Here is a 14153-nt window from a genome sequence, read left to right on the forward strand (position 1 = left end):
CCGCCGGGAGGTGCACGCCATGGGAGCCGATGAAGATCGAACGCGGGGGGCGGAAAGCCTCGTTGCCGTGGCATGCGTCCAATTCGAGCCGCAGGTAGGGTACAAGGGAGAAAATGTGGCTCGAAGCGTCGCGTTGCTGCACCAGGCGGCTGATCGCGGGGCTCGGTTCTGCGTCCTCCCGGAACTGTGCAATTCCGGCTACGTGTTCAACACGCGCGCGGAAGCCTATGCGGCCGCAGAGGAGGTACCCGGAGGCCCCACGGTGCGCGCCTGGGCCGAGGTGGCGCGTGCGCGCGATCTGTTCGTGGCGGCAGGCATCGCCGAGCGGGCGGGCGACAACCTCTACAACACCGCGGTGCTGGTGGGGCCGGAAGGCTACATCGGAAAGTACCGCAAGATGCACCTGTGGTACGAAGAGAAACTCTTTTTCGAGCCCGGAGACATGGGGTTTCCCGTATACCGGACCCCGGTCGGCATCGTCGGCATGGCCATCTGCTATGACATCTGGTTTCCCGAGACGATGAGGTTGCTGGCCGTCCAAGGGGCAGACCTCGTCTGCGTACCGACCAACTGGGTACCGATTCCCGGCCAGGCGGACAGTGAGTGGCCCATGGCGGTCTATCTCTGCATGACCGGGGCGCACTGCAACGGCATCTTTGTCGCAGCGGCTGACCGCGTGGGCGTGGAACGTGGGCAGCCGTTCCTGGGGCGCAGCATCCTCGTCAGCCCCTCGGGCTGGCCCATTGCAGGTCCCGCCAGCGCAGAGCGAGAGGAAATTCTCATCGGAAGCTGCAATCTCGTAGAAGCGCGACGGATGAAGACGTGGAGCGACCTCAACGTCATCCTCCGCGACCGTCGTACGGACTACTACGACGTGACGCTGGGCGCCGACGCACGCCCGCACCCGTTCTGATGGCCGCCGCGGAGGCCGGTCCGATCCTGCTTCGATCCACGCTGCCAGCGGTCGTCGCAGCGAACTGCTACCAGTACTTTTGCGTGCTAGGCAGTGCGACGGCACAAACACCTGTTCGTATTCGGCGCGTAACCGTGCGATCGCAGGGGCCGCACTGCTGGGTGACCAGCGTTCCGCTGGCCAACGCTGTGGATCTTCAGGTGTCTGCCGATGAGTGGTGCGTCCTGACCGCAGGCGTGCTGCGAGTGTCGGGCGCTGCGCCGCCGGGCGAGTACGTGCTGGAACTGCGGGTTGACCTGGAAGCCACCGGCGAGGATGCGGTGCGCACCGTTCAAGAGGTTCTCCGGGTGTCGGTACGCGGTCACGGCGGTTGTTGCAGCTGACGTGCACAGGCGACAGACACGGCCTCGCAAGCATTCTGAGAACCAGGAGGGAGGCGCACGGTGATGGCCCACGTGCTGGGCGACCGGCTGCGTGACACCATCGATCGCTGGGCCACGATCGGAGGCACCGAACGTGGTGGGGTGACCCGGCTGGCACTTACCGATGAAGATAAGGCGGCCAGAGATCTACTGGCCATGTGGATGCACGACCTCGGGTTGCGGGTTGCTGTAGACGACGTCGGCAACATGTACGGCTGGCGCACGGGAGAAGATGGCGCGGCACCACCTGTGGCTTTTGGCTCTCACCTTGACACAGTCATTCGGGGCGGGCGCTTCGACGGCACCCTGGGCGTTGCGGCGGCGTTAGAGGTAATGCGCGCCCTCGCCGACGCTGGGCAGCGCACTCGACGGCCGCTGGTATTGGTGAACTGGACAAACGAAGAAGGAGTCCGATTCTCTCCAGCGATGCTCGGAAGTGGGGTCGTAGCGGGCAGATTCCCTCGCGCCTACGCGGATGCGCGCCTGGCGCCAGATGGCCGAACCTTTGGCGCGGAGCTTGAGCGTATCGGGTATCGGGGGGACGAGGCCGCGCGGTTACGTCAGATAGCGGCGTACGTGGAACTACACATCGAGCAAGGGCCGGTATTGGAGGAGCTCGGGGCTGACATCGGCGTGGTCGAAGGCATCCAGGGGATCTCCTGGTCTACCTGTCGGATCACCGGACAGGCGGGCCATGCGGGGACAACGCCCATGGCCCGGCGGCGAGACGCGCTCGTCGCCGCGGCCGAGGCGGTGCTGGCAGCGAACCAGCTCCCCGTTCAGATCAGGAACGACCTGGTCGCCACGGTCGGCAGCCTGCGTGTATCGCCCAACGCGATCAACGTCATCCCGGAAAGCGTGGAATTTACCCTGGACCTCCGGGCGCCACGGGAGCAGACGCTGACAGACGCCAAAGCCCGTTTTGCACAGCACCTGGCGGACCTGCGGTCGCGAGGCTATCACCCAGTATGGGAGGAGTTTTGGGCCAGCGAGCCAACCGCGTTCGCTCCTACGATCATATCGGTGATCGAGGGGACGGCCCGAGCGCGAGGCTTGCGCACGCACCGGATGCTGTCCGGCGCCGGACACGACGCCAAGTACGCGGCCACCCTGGGGCCGACTGGTATGATCTTTGTTCCCTGTCGGGACGGTCGTAGTCACGCCGAGGACGAGGACGTTCCATGGGAGTCTGCTGTCGCCGGGGCCCAGGTACTGTTGGACGTTGTGGTCGCGCTGGCGGCGCAGTGATACTGCGTGCCGCCAGTTGCCAACCGCGCGAAGGCAACGGGTACGACCCGCCCCGCACACTGCCCTGCCGCCACGGCAGGGAAACCCCGGCACCGGGCCTAATTCCTGAGCGATTCCCGCGCCGCCCCTGTGGGGTGCAGTGATCGAGGTGCCGCCGGTGGACCTGATCGTCCGGCATGCGACGACCCTCGACGGGGAGGCCGTCGACGTCGGCATCGTGGGCGACCGGATCGCCCGCATCGCCCCCGCGCTACCCGACCGCGCACCGGTCGAGCTCGACGCCGGCGGCGGCCTGGTGACGCCCGCGCTGGTGGAGATCCACATCCACCTGGACGCGGTGCTCACCGTGGGGGAGCCGCGCTACAACCAGAGCGGCTCGCTGTTCGAGGGCATCGAGATCTGGAGCGAGCGGGTCAAGACGCTGTCGGCCGAGGACGTCCGGCGGCGCGCCGACCGCGCGCTCCGCTGGCTGCTGGCCCACGGGGTGACCTACGTCCGGACCCACGTGGACGTCTGCGACCCGCGCCTGGTGGCGCTGCAGGCGCTCCTGGAGCTGCGGGAGGCGTGGCGCGACGTGGTGACGATCCAGCTGGTGGCCTTCCCCCAGCAGGGGATCTACGCGTTCCCCGACGGCGAGGCGCTGCTGGCCCGGGCGCTGGCGCTGGGCGCCGACGTCGTGGGCGGCATCCCCCACTACGAGTGGACCCGCGAGGACGGCGAGCGCGACGTGAAGACCGCCCTGCGCCTGGCCGCCGCCCACGGGCGGCGGGCCGACCTCCACTGCGACGAGACCGACGACGACCAGAGCCGGTTCCTCGAGCTGGTGGCGGCCGAGACGATCCGGCTGGGGCTGCAGGGCCGGGTGACGGCCAGCCACACCACGGCCATGCACTCCTACAACAACGCCTACGCCTACCGGTTGATGCGGTGGATGCGGGCGGCCGGCGTCCACATCGTCACCAACCCGCTGGACAACGCGGTGCTGCAGGGGCGGTTCGACGGCTACCCGGTCCGCCGGGGGTACACCCGCGTCAAGGAGCTGCTGGCCAACGGCATCAACGTCGCCCTGGGCCACGACTCCATCATGGACCCCTGGTACCCGCTGGGCGTGGGCGACCCGATCCAGGCGTGCTTCGTGATGGTGCACTACGGGCACATGTCGGGCTACCAGGAGTTCCGCACCCTGCTGGAGATGGTCACCACCCGCGCGGCCGCGTGCTTCGGCCTGACCGACTACGGCCTGGCCGAGGGAAAACGCGCCGACCTGGTGGTCTTCGCCGCGCCCACGCCCATGGACGTGATCCGCACCCTGAGCCCGCGCCTGGCGGTCATCTCCGGTGGCCGGCTGGTGGCCCGCACCACGCCGGCACAGACCGAGGTGCTGCTCGGCGGCCGGGCCGAGCCGGTGAGCCTCCTCCAATGAGCGCGCCCGCGGCGAGGGGCCACCCGTGAGCCAGGACGCCACCCCGGCCCCCACGGCCCTGGCTGGCCGCCCGGCGGGCGGGCCGGGCCGGCCGCGCGCTGCCGCCCGCCCGCGCCTGCCCCTGGGCGAGCTGCGCTCGTGGACCGTGTTCGCTATCATCGTCACCGGTGCGTGGGAGGTCGCCTCCCGCGTCTACGCGCAACCCTACCTGCTGCCCGCGCCCTCGGCGATCGCCCGCGAGCTGCGCGACAACGCCGAGCTGGTCTTCGGCTACACGTGGATCACGACGCAGGAAGTGGTAGCAGGCTTCCTCATCGGCGCGGCGGCGGCGCTGCTGGGGGCCATGGTGTTCATCTGGCTGCCCCGGGGGCTCGAGCAGTTCCTGTTCCGCATCGTGGTGACGCTGAACAGCACCCCGTTCGTGGCCCTGGCGTCGCTGGCGGTGGTCTGGTTCGGGCTGGGCCTGCGCAGCAAGGTGATCATCGCAGCCCTCTACACCTTCTTCGCGGTGCTCTACACCACCCACAAGGAGTTCGTCTCGGTCGAGGTCATCCGCGAGCAGCTCCTGGACGTCTACAACGCCACCTGGTGGCAGCGCATCGTGCTGTTGAAGATCCCCTCGGCGCTGCCCATCATCTTCGTGAGCCTCAAGGGCGGCGTCATGGCCGCGGTGAACGGCGCCATCGTCGGCGAGCTCTACGGGGCGTCCGAGGGCCTGGGGTACATGATCCTCGACTCCCGCTACGTGGCCAACACCACCCGGGTGTTCCTGGCCGCGGTCTTCTGTACCGTGATCGGGTGGCTGCTGCTCGGCGTCGTGACCGTGGCCGAGCGGCTGGCGCTGCCCTGGCACGTGAGCATGGCAGAACGCCGCTAGGGGGTGAGCAGGGCACCGACGGCCTGGCCCGCCGGGCATCGCACGACGCACGTGTCCTGTCCGCCGGCCCCAGCGGTGTCGCACAGCGTGCGGCCGCGGGGGTGGGCTCGGCGGAGACCGTGGATTTGCAACGAGGAGGAGGATGCGATGCGCACTGCACTGCGGCTCGCCGTGATGGTGGTGGCGCTCGCCGTGCTCCTGGGCCCGACGCCCGTGCTGCGGGCGCAGGGCAGGACGGCGGTGACGATCTTCGAGGCCTGGTTCATCCACAACGAGTCCATGGGGGACCCGGTCGCGGTGGAGAAGGGCTTCTACAGGCAGCTGAACCTGGACGTCAAGGTGGTGGGCGGTGGTCCGGGCCTGTCGCCCATCGAGCGCACCATGGCCGAGGCCAAGAAGGGCGTGATCGCGTTTGGCGTCGACTACCCCTACAACATCCTCGAGGCCCGGGAGAAGCAGCGGCTGCCGCTGGTCGTCGTGGCCCACGACTTCCAGAAGTCGGCGGTGCGCCTGCTGTCGTGGAAGGAGCTGAAGGGCCCGCAGGACATCTCGGGCGTCGTCGCCACGTGGATCGGCTACGACAAGCAGATCAAGGCCGCCATCGGCCCCGACTGGGAGAAGAAGATCCGGATCGTCAACCAGCAGGGCGACCCGGCCACCATCGGCTCGTGGCTGAAGAAGGAGTACACCTTCGCCCACGCCATGGCCTACAACGAGGTCCTGGTGGCCAAGCGGATGGCCAAGGAGAAGTACTGGGTCTACGACTTCCCCAGCTTCGGCATCGACTGGCCCGAGAACGTGGTCTTCACCACCGAGGAGATCGTGCAGAAGTACCCCCAGGTGGTCCAGGCGTTCGTCACCGGGCGCTACCAGGGCTACAAGTACGCGCTGGCCAACCGTCAGGAGGCCGTGCAGATCCTGCTGAAGTACAACAGCAACCTCAAGGGGAACGAGGCCCACGAGCTGGAGGGGATGGACGCCATCGCGGCCATCATGATCACCGACGGCTCGAAGAAGAACGGCCTGGGCTGGGTCGACCCGGCCGCGTGGGACCGCGTGGCGCGGGACATGGTGCGCGCCAAGCTGCTGCCGGCCTCGGCCAACCACAAGGCCGCGTTCACGACCAGGTTCCCCAGCAAGGTGCTGCCGTAGCGCGCACGGTGCTGGGCCAGCGCCGCACCGGACAGGAGGCGCACCACCGCGGCGGTAGAGGACCGCGCCACAGCCGGTGCGCCACCTGTCACCCGTGCCACACCGCAGCAAGGCCGGAGGGGAGGCGGACGTGCGCCTCCCCTCCGGCACGCCACCCCTGAGCATGGGCGCTGCACCCGGCGACGTGATCATCCGCCTGGAGCACCTCTCCAAGGCGTACGCGTTGGGCCGGACGGCCCGTGACGCGGCGACCCTCGACGTGGTGCGGGACGTCTCCCTCGAGATCCGGCGCCGCGAGTTCGTCTCGATCATCGGCCCCTCCGGCTGCGGGAAGACCACGGTGCTGTTCATGCTGGCCGGGCTGCGCGAGCCCACCGCCGGACGGATCGAGGTCGCCGGCCGGCCCCCACGGGAGGCCGTGCGCGCGGGGCTGTCCACGGTGATCTTCCAGCAGCCGGTGCTGTTCGAGTGGCTGACCGCCGAGGAGAACGTGCTGCTGCCGCTGCGCATGCGCGACCCCCGGTGGTGGGCCTGGCCCCTGCGCCGGCGCCACCACCTGGCGGCCGCACGGCGGGCCCTGGAGCTGGTGGACCTGGTGCCGTTCGCCGGCTACTACCCGGACAAGCTCTCGGGCGGCATGCAGCAGCGGGTGGCGCTGGCGCGGGCCCTCACCCTCGATCCCCAGGTGCTGCTGATGGACGAGCCGTTTGGGGCCCTGGACGAGATCACCCGGGACCGGATGAACCTGGAGCTGCTCCGGCTCTTCCAGGACCGCCAGCTCACCATCGTCTTCGTGACCCACTCGATCGAGGAAGCGGTGTTCCTCTCGGACCGCGTGGTCGTCATGAGCCGCGGCCCCTCGCCACGCACGGGGTCGAGCGTCGTGCGCGTCATCGATGTCGACCTCCCCCACCCCCGCCACCTGGCCCTCAAAGAGGAGGCCGCGTTCTTCCAGAAGGTCAGGGAAGGCCGCGAGGCGCTGCGGGAGGCCCAGGCAATCGGTCAGCCGAGCGCGGCGCTGGTGGCCCCGTAGATCTGCGCCCGCCGGCCCGGCGGCCGGCGGGCGCCCAGCACCATGTAGTGCGTGGACCGCACGTGCCGGAGGCCCGCGCGCTCCAGCAGCGGCGGGGCGTCCACGTTGGCGCGCGGGACCAGCGCCACTGGCCCGCTCTCGAACCCCAGGGCCCAGGCTGCCGCCAGCAGCGCCGCCGCGTCGGCAGGGGAGGCGGCCGCCCACGGCCCCAGGCGCCGGGGCTGGGCCACCAGGTAGCTCCTGACGGCGCCGTCGGACGCGCAGATCACCAGCGCGCGACCGGGGTGCGCGGTCACCAGCTCGCGGAGCACCGCGCGCCGGTCGCCGCCGAAGATGCGGGCGTCGGCGGCCGCGAGCGCCTCGACCTCGTCGGCGTGCAGCGCGCGGACGGAGCCAGCGGGCGTCCCCTCCTCGGCCCCGGCACCGAAGCGCACGCTGGCGCCGGCGTCGGCCCCACCGGTCGCCTGGCCTCCGCCGTCCCCGCCATACTCCCAGATGTCCGTGGCGTCCACCGCGACGAAGCCCACACGCCGGCACAGCACGGCGCCCGCGTCGCTGGCGTCGACGACCACGAGGGGGATGCCGCGGGAGGCGATCCAGCCCAGCCAGTGCTGGAGCAGCGCTGCGCCGATCCCGCGCCCCTGGGCCTCGGGGGCCACCGCGAACAGACCGCCGTAGACGAACCGGCCGTAGTCCAGGCCGCCGATCACGCCCACGGGCGTCCCGTCCTCGAGCGCCAGGAACCACCCGTCGGCCTGCAGGCGGAGCAACTGCTGCAGCGAGCCCAGCCGGCTCTCCTCGATCAAAAAGGCCGCCCGCACGATCCGATCTGCGGCCGCCAGATCGTCCTGGGCCAGCGGCCGGATGACCGGGGCGGCCCGCGCCACTACTCCACCTCGAGGACCATCTCGATCTCGACGGCGATGTTGCGGGGTAACGCGCCCATCCCCACCGCCGAGCGGGCGTGCCGGCCGGCGTCGCCGTACAGCGCCACCAGCAGGTCGGAGCACCCGTTGATGACCTCGGGCTGCCGGTCGAACTCCGGGGTGCAGTTGACCATGCCCAGCACCTTGACGACCCGCTTCACGCGGTCCAGGTCGCCCAGCGCCTCCTTCACCGAGGCCAGGCAGTTGAGCGCCACCAGCCGGGCGGCCTCGTAGCCCTGCTCGACCGTCAGGTCCCGGCCCACCTTGCCGGTGTACACGAGCGTCCCGTCGCGGTGCGGCCCGTGGCCGGAGACGAACAGCAGGTTGCCCGTGCGCACGGTGCGCACGTAGTTGGCCACCGGCGCTGGCGGCGGTGGCAGCTGCAGCCCCATCTCGGCGAGCTTGGCTTCGACCTTCATGCATCTCCTCCTCGAGGACCGTGATGTGATCGGCCGCTGGAGGATATACGACGCACGTGGGGATCGTCCCGCCGGCAGCACGGCACCGGGGCCGCAGCGACACCTGCGAGCCGGTGGTGCGGAACGAGGGCGAACGCGTCAGGCAGCTCGCGCTCTACGCCGGGAAGGTGCGCGGGTCGAGCCGGCGGACATCGGGGACCGCATCGAAGTCGGCATCGGCAGTGAGGATCTCCTCGATGCCGTGCCGCAGCATGATCGCCAGGTGGATGAGGTCGCGCGGACTCAGCCGGTCGTGGCGCTCCGCCAGGGCGCGGGCCTGGCGCACGTCCTGTTCGTCGACGGCAAAGACGCGTCCGGCCATCAGGCGGGTGAAGGCGTCGAAGACGTGAAATCCAGCCGCGCGCTGCCCGATGTGCCAGTAACGGTAGAGGATCTCCTGAAGGACCTCGGAATCGGTGACGCCGTCGACTCGTCCGTCCACCAGCGCCTCGATGACCCGCCGCGCAGGCTCGACCAGGGGATGCGCGGCGCCCGCGGCGTACATCGGGATGTTCGTATCGATGAAGACGCGGGACACGGCTAGCCGTGGCGGGCCCGCGCTTCGGCGATCTCGTGCTCCATCTGCGGCCAGTCCGCTACCGGCGCGCCGACCGCGAACAGCGCTCGGGCCGCCTGCAGCCGCGTCTCGCGATCGTACTGGAGACGGAACTCGATGGCCTCACGCACCAGCTGGGCCACCGACACCCCACGGCGGTGTGCCTCGTCCCGCAATAGCTGAAGTGTGTGGGCTGGGAGTCTGATCTCTAATCGATCCGTAAGTTGCGGCATATCGCACCTCTCCATCGTGATCGTACGAGTATTGCATGCTTCGCCGGTGCCATTTACCGTAATCCGGCTACGGTATGCCTTAACGTAATTATTCGCTACCCAGGACACAGTTGTCAACGGTGGACAGGAGATCGGCTGTCTACCTCACCGGTACCATGCCGCCTCAGACCGCACGCACAGCGTGGGGATAGGGCGCGACACGCCACGCTCCGGCGCAGGCCCGGAGCCCCTTCGGCGCCTGCCCCCAGGCGGCCCCTGCGCGACGGCGTGTCGGCTCGGCGAGCACCCCGTGGGATTGACGCCGTCGGCCTGACCGCACACACTACGCGTACCGATGCATAGGGCTCGCCCGTGCGACGGCACGTAAGGCGGCCGTTCGGGTGCGAGCCGGCAGCTCGGAGGCTGCCGATGGATCTCCAGGTCGTGACCTTCGACGTCTACTCCGCCCTGTACGACATCACCGCGGGCCTGGCGGCGGCGGTCGGTGAGCTCTTCAGGCGCCGGGGGCTGGCGCAGGATCCCGTGCCGATCGCACGGACCTGGCGGCAGAAGCACATGGAGTACCTGCTGGTGGCCACCGCGCTGGCGCGCGAGCCCGCCTCCAACCGCCGCGCCATCGAGCTCACGGCCCGCTGGACGCTACGGACGCTGGACCCGCCGCTCTCAGACGCGGAGCTGGCCGACCTCGTGGCGTCCTGGACGCGCCTGCCCCCCTGGCCCGAGGCGCTCGAGGTGCTGGCGGCGGTGCGGCGCCGGCCGCTGCGGCTGGCCACGCTCTCCAACGGCGACGAGGCGATGCAGCGCGCCCTGCTGGCGGCCACGCTGCCCGTACCGTTCGACGACGTCATCTCCACCGAGGGCGGGCAGTTCAAACCACACCCCTCGGTCTACGCCCGAGCGCTACAGCGGCTCGGCGTCGAGGCCAGCGCCGTGCTGCACGTGGCGGGCTCGCCCACCGACGCCATGGGCGCCACCGCTGCCGGCATCCGGACCGTGTGGGTGAACCGCACCGGTGACGCCGTGCTCGACCCGCGGTTTGCGCCGGCGGTGGAGGTGGCCGATCTCCGGGGACTCCTGCCCCTGCTCGACCGACCGGCGTAATATCCGTCGGCCCGCCGGCTCACGTGCGCAGCCGCGGGTCGAAGTGGTCGCGCAGCGCGTCGCCGAACACGTTGAACGCCAGGACGGCCAGGCTGATGACGAGCCCGGGGAAGACGGCCATCCACGGCGCCTTGGTGGCGAAGTCGACGGCCGCTCCCCGCAGCATCAGGCCCCAGGCCGGCGTCGGCTCCGAGACGCCCAGCCCCAGGAACGACAGCGACGCCTCCAGGAGGATGGCCTGTCCCAGGAAGGCGGTGAGCATCACCAGGTAGGGCGCCATGACGTTGGGCGCCATGTGCCGGCGGATGATGTGGCCATGGGAGCCGCCTACCGCCCGCGCCGCCTCGATGTACACCATCTGGCGCACGGCCAGGGCGCTGCTGCGCACCACCCGCGCGGCCCGCGGCAGGAACGAGAGCGCGATGGCCACGATCAGCTTGTCGGTGCCGGCACCGATCAAGGCCACGACGGCCATGGCCAGGATGATGATGGGGAAGGCGAGCAGCACCTCCACCAGCCGCTGCACCAGCAGGTCGGTCAGGCCGCCGAAGTAGGCGCTGGCCACTCCGATGGCCGCACCGGCGGTCGCGCCCAGCACCGACGCGCCGAACCCCACCAGCGTGGCGGTACGTGCCCCGTAGAGGATGCGGCTGAAGACGTCGCGGCCGAACGCGTCGCTGCCAAACCAGTGGGCGCGCCCGGGCGGGGCGAACATCGCGGCGAAGTCCGTGGCCAGCGGGTCGTAGGGCGCCAGCCGGGGCGCCAGCAGCCCGGCCAGCAGCATGGCGGCGATCACCGCGGCGCCGGCCGCGCCCACCGGGTAGCGGCGGACGAAGCGCCAGGCCGGGTGGCGCCGCGGGCGCAACGGCGGCGCGAGCCGCACACCGGCGAGGACGTCGGCGTCGGCCTGTGGCGCCATCACGCTCCGGCGCACCTGCGCACGCCTGCGCCCTGGCGCCGCACCTCCGCTGCGCGCCCGCGGGTCCACCCTCAGCTGCCGCCTATTGGTAAGCCACCCGCGGGTCGATCCACGCATAGAGCAGGTCGGTGAGGAAGTTGACCAGCACGTAGGCCGTGGCCACCAGCAGCAGCAGGCCCTGGATCAGCGTGTAGTCGCGCTGGGCAATGGCGTCCACGATCAGCTTGCCGATGCCGTTGAGGTTGAACACCTGCTCGGTGACCACCAGGCCGCCGATCAGGAAGGCGAACTCGAGGCCGATCACCGTCACCACGGGCATCAAGGCGTTGCGCAGGGCGTGGCGGCGCAGGATCGTCCGCCGCTCCAGCCCCTTGGCCCAGGCGGTGCGGATGTAGTCCTCGCGCAGCACCTCCAGCAACGCCGAGCGCGTCATGCGGGTGGCCACCGCCGAGTACCGGTACCCCACGGCCAGGGCGGGCCAGATCAGCTGGGCCAGGTTGGCCCGCGGGTTCTCCCACAGGGAGGTGAACGTCAACGGCGGCAGGTACCGGAAGACCGAGAGCAGGAACAGGATGATGAGGATCCCCAGCCAGAAGGACGGGACCGCCAGCCCGGCGACGCTGAAGACCTGCACCAGGTGGTCGGGCCAGCGGCCGCGGTAGACGGCCGCCACCGTCCCCAGCGGGATGGCGATGGCCGTGGCGAGGAGCGTGGCCATCACCGCCAGCTGCAACGACAGCTCCAGGCGCAGGGCGATCTCCTTAGCCACCGGCTCGCCCGACCACATCGACAGCCCGAGGTCGCCGCGGACGATGCCGGTCATCCAGGCCGCAAACTGCGCCCACAGCGGCCGGTCCAGGCCCAGGCGCGCGCGCTCGGCGGCCAGGACCTGCGGCGTCACGTACGAGCCGCCCAGTACCATGCGCAGCTCCACGATGTCGCCCGGGACCACGCGCACCAACACGAAGATCAGCACCGCCACCGACAGCAGCGTCGGCACCATCAGGAGCAGACGGGTCAGGACGTAACGTTGCACAGCATCACCCCGGACGCCGGCCGCTGCCCGGGGACGAGGGTCGCGCGTCGTGCGGGGGGCGGCGCCGCAGGCGCCGCCCCCTCGCGGGAGTCTACTGACTGCCCTCGGCCAGCCAGTACTCGGCCAGGTCGGGCTCGACGTAGTGGTTGGTCGTGGTCTTGTAGCCCTGCAGCGTCCGCCAGTGCGGGATGATGCGCTGCCACCACAGCACGTACATGACGTAGGCCTGCTCGTCCAGCAGGCGCCGCTCGAAGCGGCGGACGATCTCGAGGCGCTTGGCCCGGTCGGCGGTCCGGCTCTGCTGCACGAACAGCAGGTCCAGCTGCCGGTCGATGTAGCCGCCGTAGTTGAGCGGGTTCACGTCGGAGGAGACGAACTTGGCCAGCTGCACGTCGGGGTCGTCGATGAAGTCGCACGCGAAGTCCACCGAGGCCTCGTAGTCGCCCGCCCGCATGTCCGCCAGGTACTTGGCGGTCTCCTGCTGCACGTGCTGCACGTTGAGGCCGATCTGCCGCCACTGGTCCACCAGGAAGATCCCCACGGGCTCGTAGGGCATCTGCACGTCGCGGTTCTTCAGGGTGAAGCCGAAGCCCTCGGGCACGCCGGCCTCCCGCAGCAGCGCCCGGGCCTGCGCGCGCGCCTGGGCGATGTCGCGGCCGTAGCCGGCCAGCCGGACGAGCTCGGCCTCGGGCATGGCGAACTCCGAGCCGGGGCGCATCACGGCACCCACCGGGCCGACGAAGGCGATCTGCGAGAGGGCCCGCGAGCCACTCCACCGGTCCACAGCCAGGGTGAGGGCCCGGCGCACCCGGGCGTCGTCGAAGGGCTTCCGCCTGGTGTTGAAGGCGACGATCAGGTTGCACAGCCAGGGCTGCTCCTGCACGTTGACGCGGGGCCCCAGCGTGCGCACGATGTCGTCGCGCTCGGCGGGCGAGACCCCGCGGAACTCGATGAGCACCTGCCCGCTCTTGAGGGCCGCGATCAACGCCGAGCGGCTGCTGATGAACAGCGCCGTGTAGCCGTCGAGGTAGGGCTTGCCGCGCTCGAAGTAGTCCTCGTTGCGCCGCCCGACCCAGCGCGCACCGCGCACGTACTCGACGAACCGAAACGGCCCGGTGCCCATGACGTTCCGCTCGTACCAGCGCGGGTCGCGGGCCAGGATGTCGGCCTTGTAGATCCAGTTGAAGGGCGATGCGAGCTTCTCCAGGAAACTGGGGACCGGCCACTTCAGCCGGAACACCACGGTCTGGGGATCGGGCGCCTCGACGGCCCGGACGCCCTGGTAGATGGCCTGCCGGGCGCTGACCACCCCCTCGGGCGGGAAGATGATCTTGTCGAAGCTGGCCTTGACGTCGCGCGAGGTCAGCACCGCGCCGTCGTGGAACTTGACCCCCTGCCGCAGCTTGAAGGTCCACGTCAGGCCGTCGCGCGAGCTGGTCCACGACTCCGCCAGGTCGGGGACGATCTTCGGGTAGTTCTGCGGGTCGAACTTCACCAGCAGGTTGTAGTGCGGGCGGATGGGGTGGATCATGGCGAACGTGGTCTCGCGGTGGGCGTCGAACGACGGCGGCAGCGCGCTCACGGCGTAGGACAGCGTGCCACCCCGGCGGGGCTGCTGGGCATCGACGGGCACCGGCGCGGCCAGCAGGGCCGCCACCACCACGAGCCCTGCGGCCGCTGTGCCCCAACGCACTCTGGGCATCCTCTGCGTCCGCATCACCGCACCTCCTCGTCCAGGCTCCGGACCGCCGCCTCGGAAATTCGGGAGGCCCCCCGGCCCCTCCTCGGCGACCGGCCGCCGGCGCGGTTCCACCTTGGTGGTTGGTGGCGCACCGCGCGTCCGGCCCCCGGCCCGC

Annotated in this window: 15 protein-coding genes; 8 read left to right on the plus strand and 7 right to left on the minus strand. The window is 70.3% G+C overall.

Annotation, left to right across the window (positions count from 1 at the left end; all coding sequences use genetic code 11):
• Positions 1 to 19: 19 nt before the first annotated feature.
• The 7 genes from QN157_01515 to QN157_01545 all read left to right on the plus strand — a co-directional run bounded on the left by QN157_01515 (position 20) and on the right by QN157_01545 (position 7068).
• A complete protein-coding gene (locus QN157_01515) occupies positions 20 to 913 on the plus strand; it encodes a nitrilase family protein (protein ID MDR7554263.1) in 894 nt (297 codons plus the stop codon).
• Complete coding sequence (locus QN157_01520; GenBank protein MDR7554264.1) at positions 913 to 1296, plus strand: hypothetical protein; 384 nt, start codon at positions 913 to 915, stop codon at positions 1294 to 1296. Before QN157_01515 ends, QN157_01520 begins: the two co-directional genes overlap by 1 nt.
• Before the next feature lie 63 nt (positions 1297 to 1359).
• Positions 1360 to 2583 carry a Zn-dependent hydrolase gene (locus QN157_01525; protein MDR7554265.1) on the plus strand — a complete coding sequence of 408 codons (1224 nt, stop codon included), beginning with the start codon at positions 1360 to 1362 and terminating at the stop codon, positions 2581 to 2583.
• Positions 2584 to 2722: 139 nt separating this feature from the next.
• Positions 2723 to 4006 carry a cytosine deaminase gene (locus tag QN157_01530; GenBank protein ID MDR7554266.1) on the plus strand — a complete coding sequence of 428 codons (1284 nt, stop codon included), beginning with the start codon at positions 2723 to 2725 and terminating at the stop codon, positions 4004 to 4006.
• Positions 4007 to 4031: 25 nt separating this feature from the next.
• The gene (locus tag QN157_01535) at positions 4032 to 4883 is read left to right on the plus strand and encodes an ABC transporter permease (protein MDR7554267.1); all 852 of its coding nucleotides are present in this window, start codon (positions 4032 to 4034) and stop codon (positions 4881 to 4883) included.
• Between the two features lie 147 nt (positions 4884 to 5030).
• On the plus strand, positions 5031 to 6035 hold the full coding sequence (locus tag QN157_01540; protein MDR7554268.1) for an ABC transporter substrate-binding protein: 1005 nt from the start codon (positions 5031 to 5033) through the stop codon (positions 6033 to 6035).
• A gap of 130 nt (positions 6036 to 6165) precedes the next feature.
• On the plus strand, positions 6166 to 7068 hold the full coding sequence (locus QN157_01545) for an ABC transporter ATP-binding protein (protein ID MDR7554269.1): 903 nt from the start codon (positions 6166 to 6168) through the stop codon (positions 7066 to 7068).
• Here the strand turns inward: QN157_01545 and QN157_01550 are convergent.
• From QN157_01550 to QN157_01565, 4 genes are all read right to left on the minus strand, one after another.
• Positions 7038 to 7955, minus strand: coding sequence for a GNAT family N-acetyltransferase (locus tag QN157_01550; GenBank protein MDR7554270.1), 918 nt, complete (start codon positions 7953 to 7955; stop codon positions 7038 to 7040). The genes QN157_01545 and QN157_01550 overlap by 31 nt on opposite strands.
• A complete protein-coding gene (locus QN157_01555; GenBank protein MDR7554271.1) occupies positions 7955 to 8413 on the minus strand; it encodes a RidA family protein in 459 nt (152 codons plus the stop codon). The genes QN157_01550 and QN157_01555 overlap by 1 nt, the downstream gene beginning before the upstream one ends.
• A gap of 154 nt (positions 8414 to 8567) precedes the next feature.
• Positions 8568 to 8990 (minus strand): type II toxin-antitoxin system VapC family toxin, encoded by a 423-nt coding sequence (locus QN157_01560; protein ID MDR7554272.1) that lies wholly within the window; start codon positions 8988 to 8990, stop codon positions 8568 to 8570.
• A 2-nt stretch (positions 8991 to 8992) separates the two neighbouring features.
• Complete coding sequence (locus QN157_01565; protein MDR7554273.1) at positions 8993 to 9256, minus strand: CopG family transcriptional regulator; 264 nt, start codon at positions 9254 to 9256, stop codon at positions 8993 to 8995.
• A gap of 393 nt (positions 9257 to 9649) precedes the next feature.
• On the opposite strand from QN157_01565, the gene QN157_01570 reads away from it, so the two are divergent.
• Positions 9650 to 10342 carry a haloacid dehalogenase type II gene (locus QN157_01570; protein ID MDR7554274.1) on the plus strand — a complete coding sequence of 231 codons (693 nt, stop codon included), beginning with the start codon at positions 9650 to 9652 and terminating at the stop codon, positions 10340 to 10342.
• A gap of 19 nt (positions 10343 to 10361) precedes the next feature.
• Here the strand turns inward: QN157_01570 and QN157_01575 are convergent, their stop codons facing one another.
• The 3 genes from QN157_01575 to QN157_01585 form a co-directional block, all read right to left on the minus strand.
• Positions 10362 to 11261: an ABC transporter permease gene (locus tag QN157_01575; GenBank protein MDR7554275.1), complete on the minus strand. Its 900-nt coding sequence runs from the start codon at positions 11259 to 11261 to the stop codon at positions 10362 to 10364.
• Positions 11262 to 11343: 82 nt separating this feature from the next.
• The gene (locus tag QN157_01580) at positions 11344 to 12297 is read right to left on the minus strand and encodes an ABC transporter permease (protein ID MDR7554276.1); all 954 of its coding nucleotides are present in this window, start codon (positions 12295 to 12297) and stop codon (positions 11344 to 11346) included.
• Between the two features lie 91 nt (positions 12298 to 12388).
• Positions 12389 to 13999: an ABC transporter substrate-binding protein gene (locus QN157_01585; GenBank protein ID MDR7554277.1), complete on the minus strand. Its 1611-nt coding sequence runs from the start codon at positions 13997 to 13999 to the stop codon at positions 12389 to 12391.
• Positions 14000 to 14153: the final 154 nt, after the last annotated feature.

This window comes from Armatimonadota bacterium (assembly GCA_031459855.1).
In the GTDB taxonomy this organism is placed as follows: Bacteria; Sysuimicrobiota; Sysuimicrobiia; order Sysuimicrobiales; family Humicultoraceae; genus Fervidifonticultor; species Fervidifonticultor primus.

Excerpts from the sequence above, each read along its gene's own strand:
- QN157_01515 (MDR7554263.1), top strand. The coding sequence starts at position 20 with ATGGGAGCCGATGAAGATCGAACGCGGGGGGCGGAAAGCCTCGTTGCC.
- QN157_01520 (MDR7554264.1), top strand. The coding sequence starts at position 913 with ATGGCCGCCGCGGAGGCCGGTCCGATCCTGCTTCGATCCACGCTGCCA.
- QN157_01525 (MDR7554265.1), top strand. The coding sequence starts at position 1,360 with ATGGCCCACGTGCTGGGCGACCGGCTGCGTGACACCATCGATCGCTGG.
- QN157_01540 (MDR7554268.1), top strand. The coding sequence starts at position 5,031 with ATGCGCACTGCACTGCGGCTCGCCGTGATGGTGGTGGCGCTCGCCGTG.
- QN157_01555 (MDR7554271.1), bottom strand. The coding sequence starts at position 8,413 with ATGAAGGTCGAAGCCAAGCTCGCCGAGATGGGGCTGCAGCTGCCACCG.
- QN157_01565 (MDR7554273.1), bottom strand. The coding sequence starts at position 9,256 with ATGGAGAGGTGCGATATGCCGCAACTTACGGATCGATTAGAGATCAGA.
- QN157_01570 (MDR7554274.1), top strand. The coding sequence starts at position 9,650 with ATGGATCTCCAGGTCGTGACCTTCGACGTCTACTCCGCCCTGTACGAC.
- QN157_01575 (MDR7554275.1), bottom strand. The coding sequence starts at position 11,261 with ATGGCGCCACAGGCCGACGCCGACGTCCTCGCCGGTGTGCGGCTCGCG.
- QN157_01585 (MDR7554277.1), bottom strand. The coding sequence starts at position 13,999 with ATGCCCAGAGTGCGTTGGGGCACAGCGGCCGCAGGGCTCGTGGTGGTG.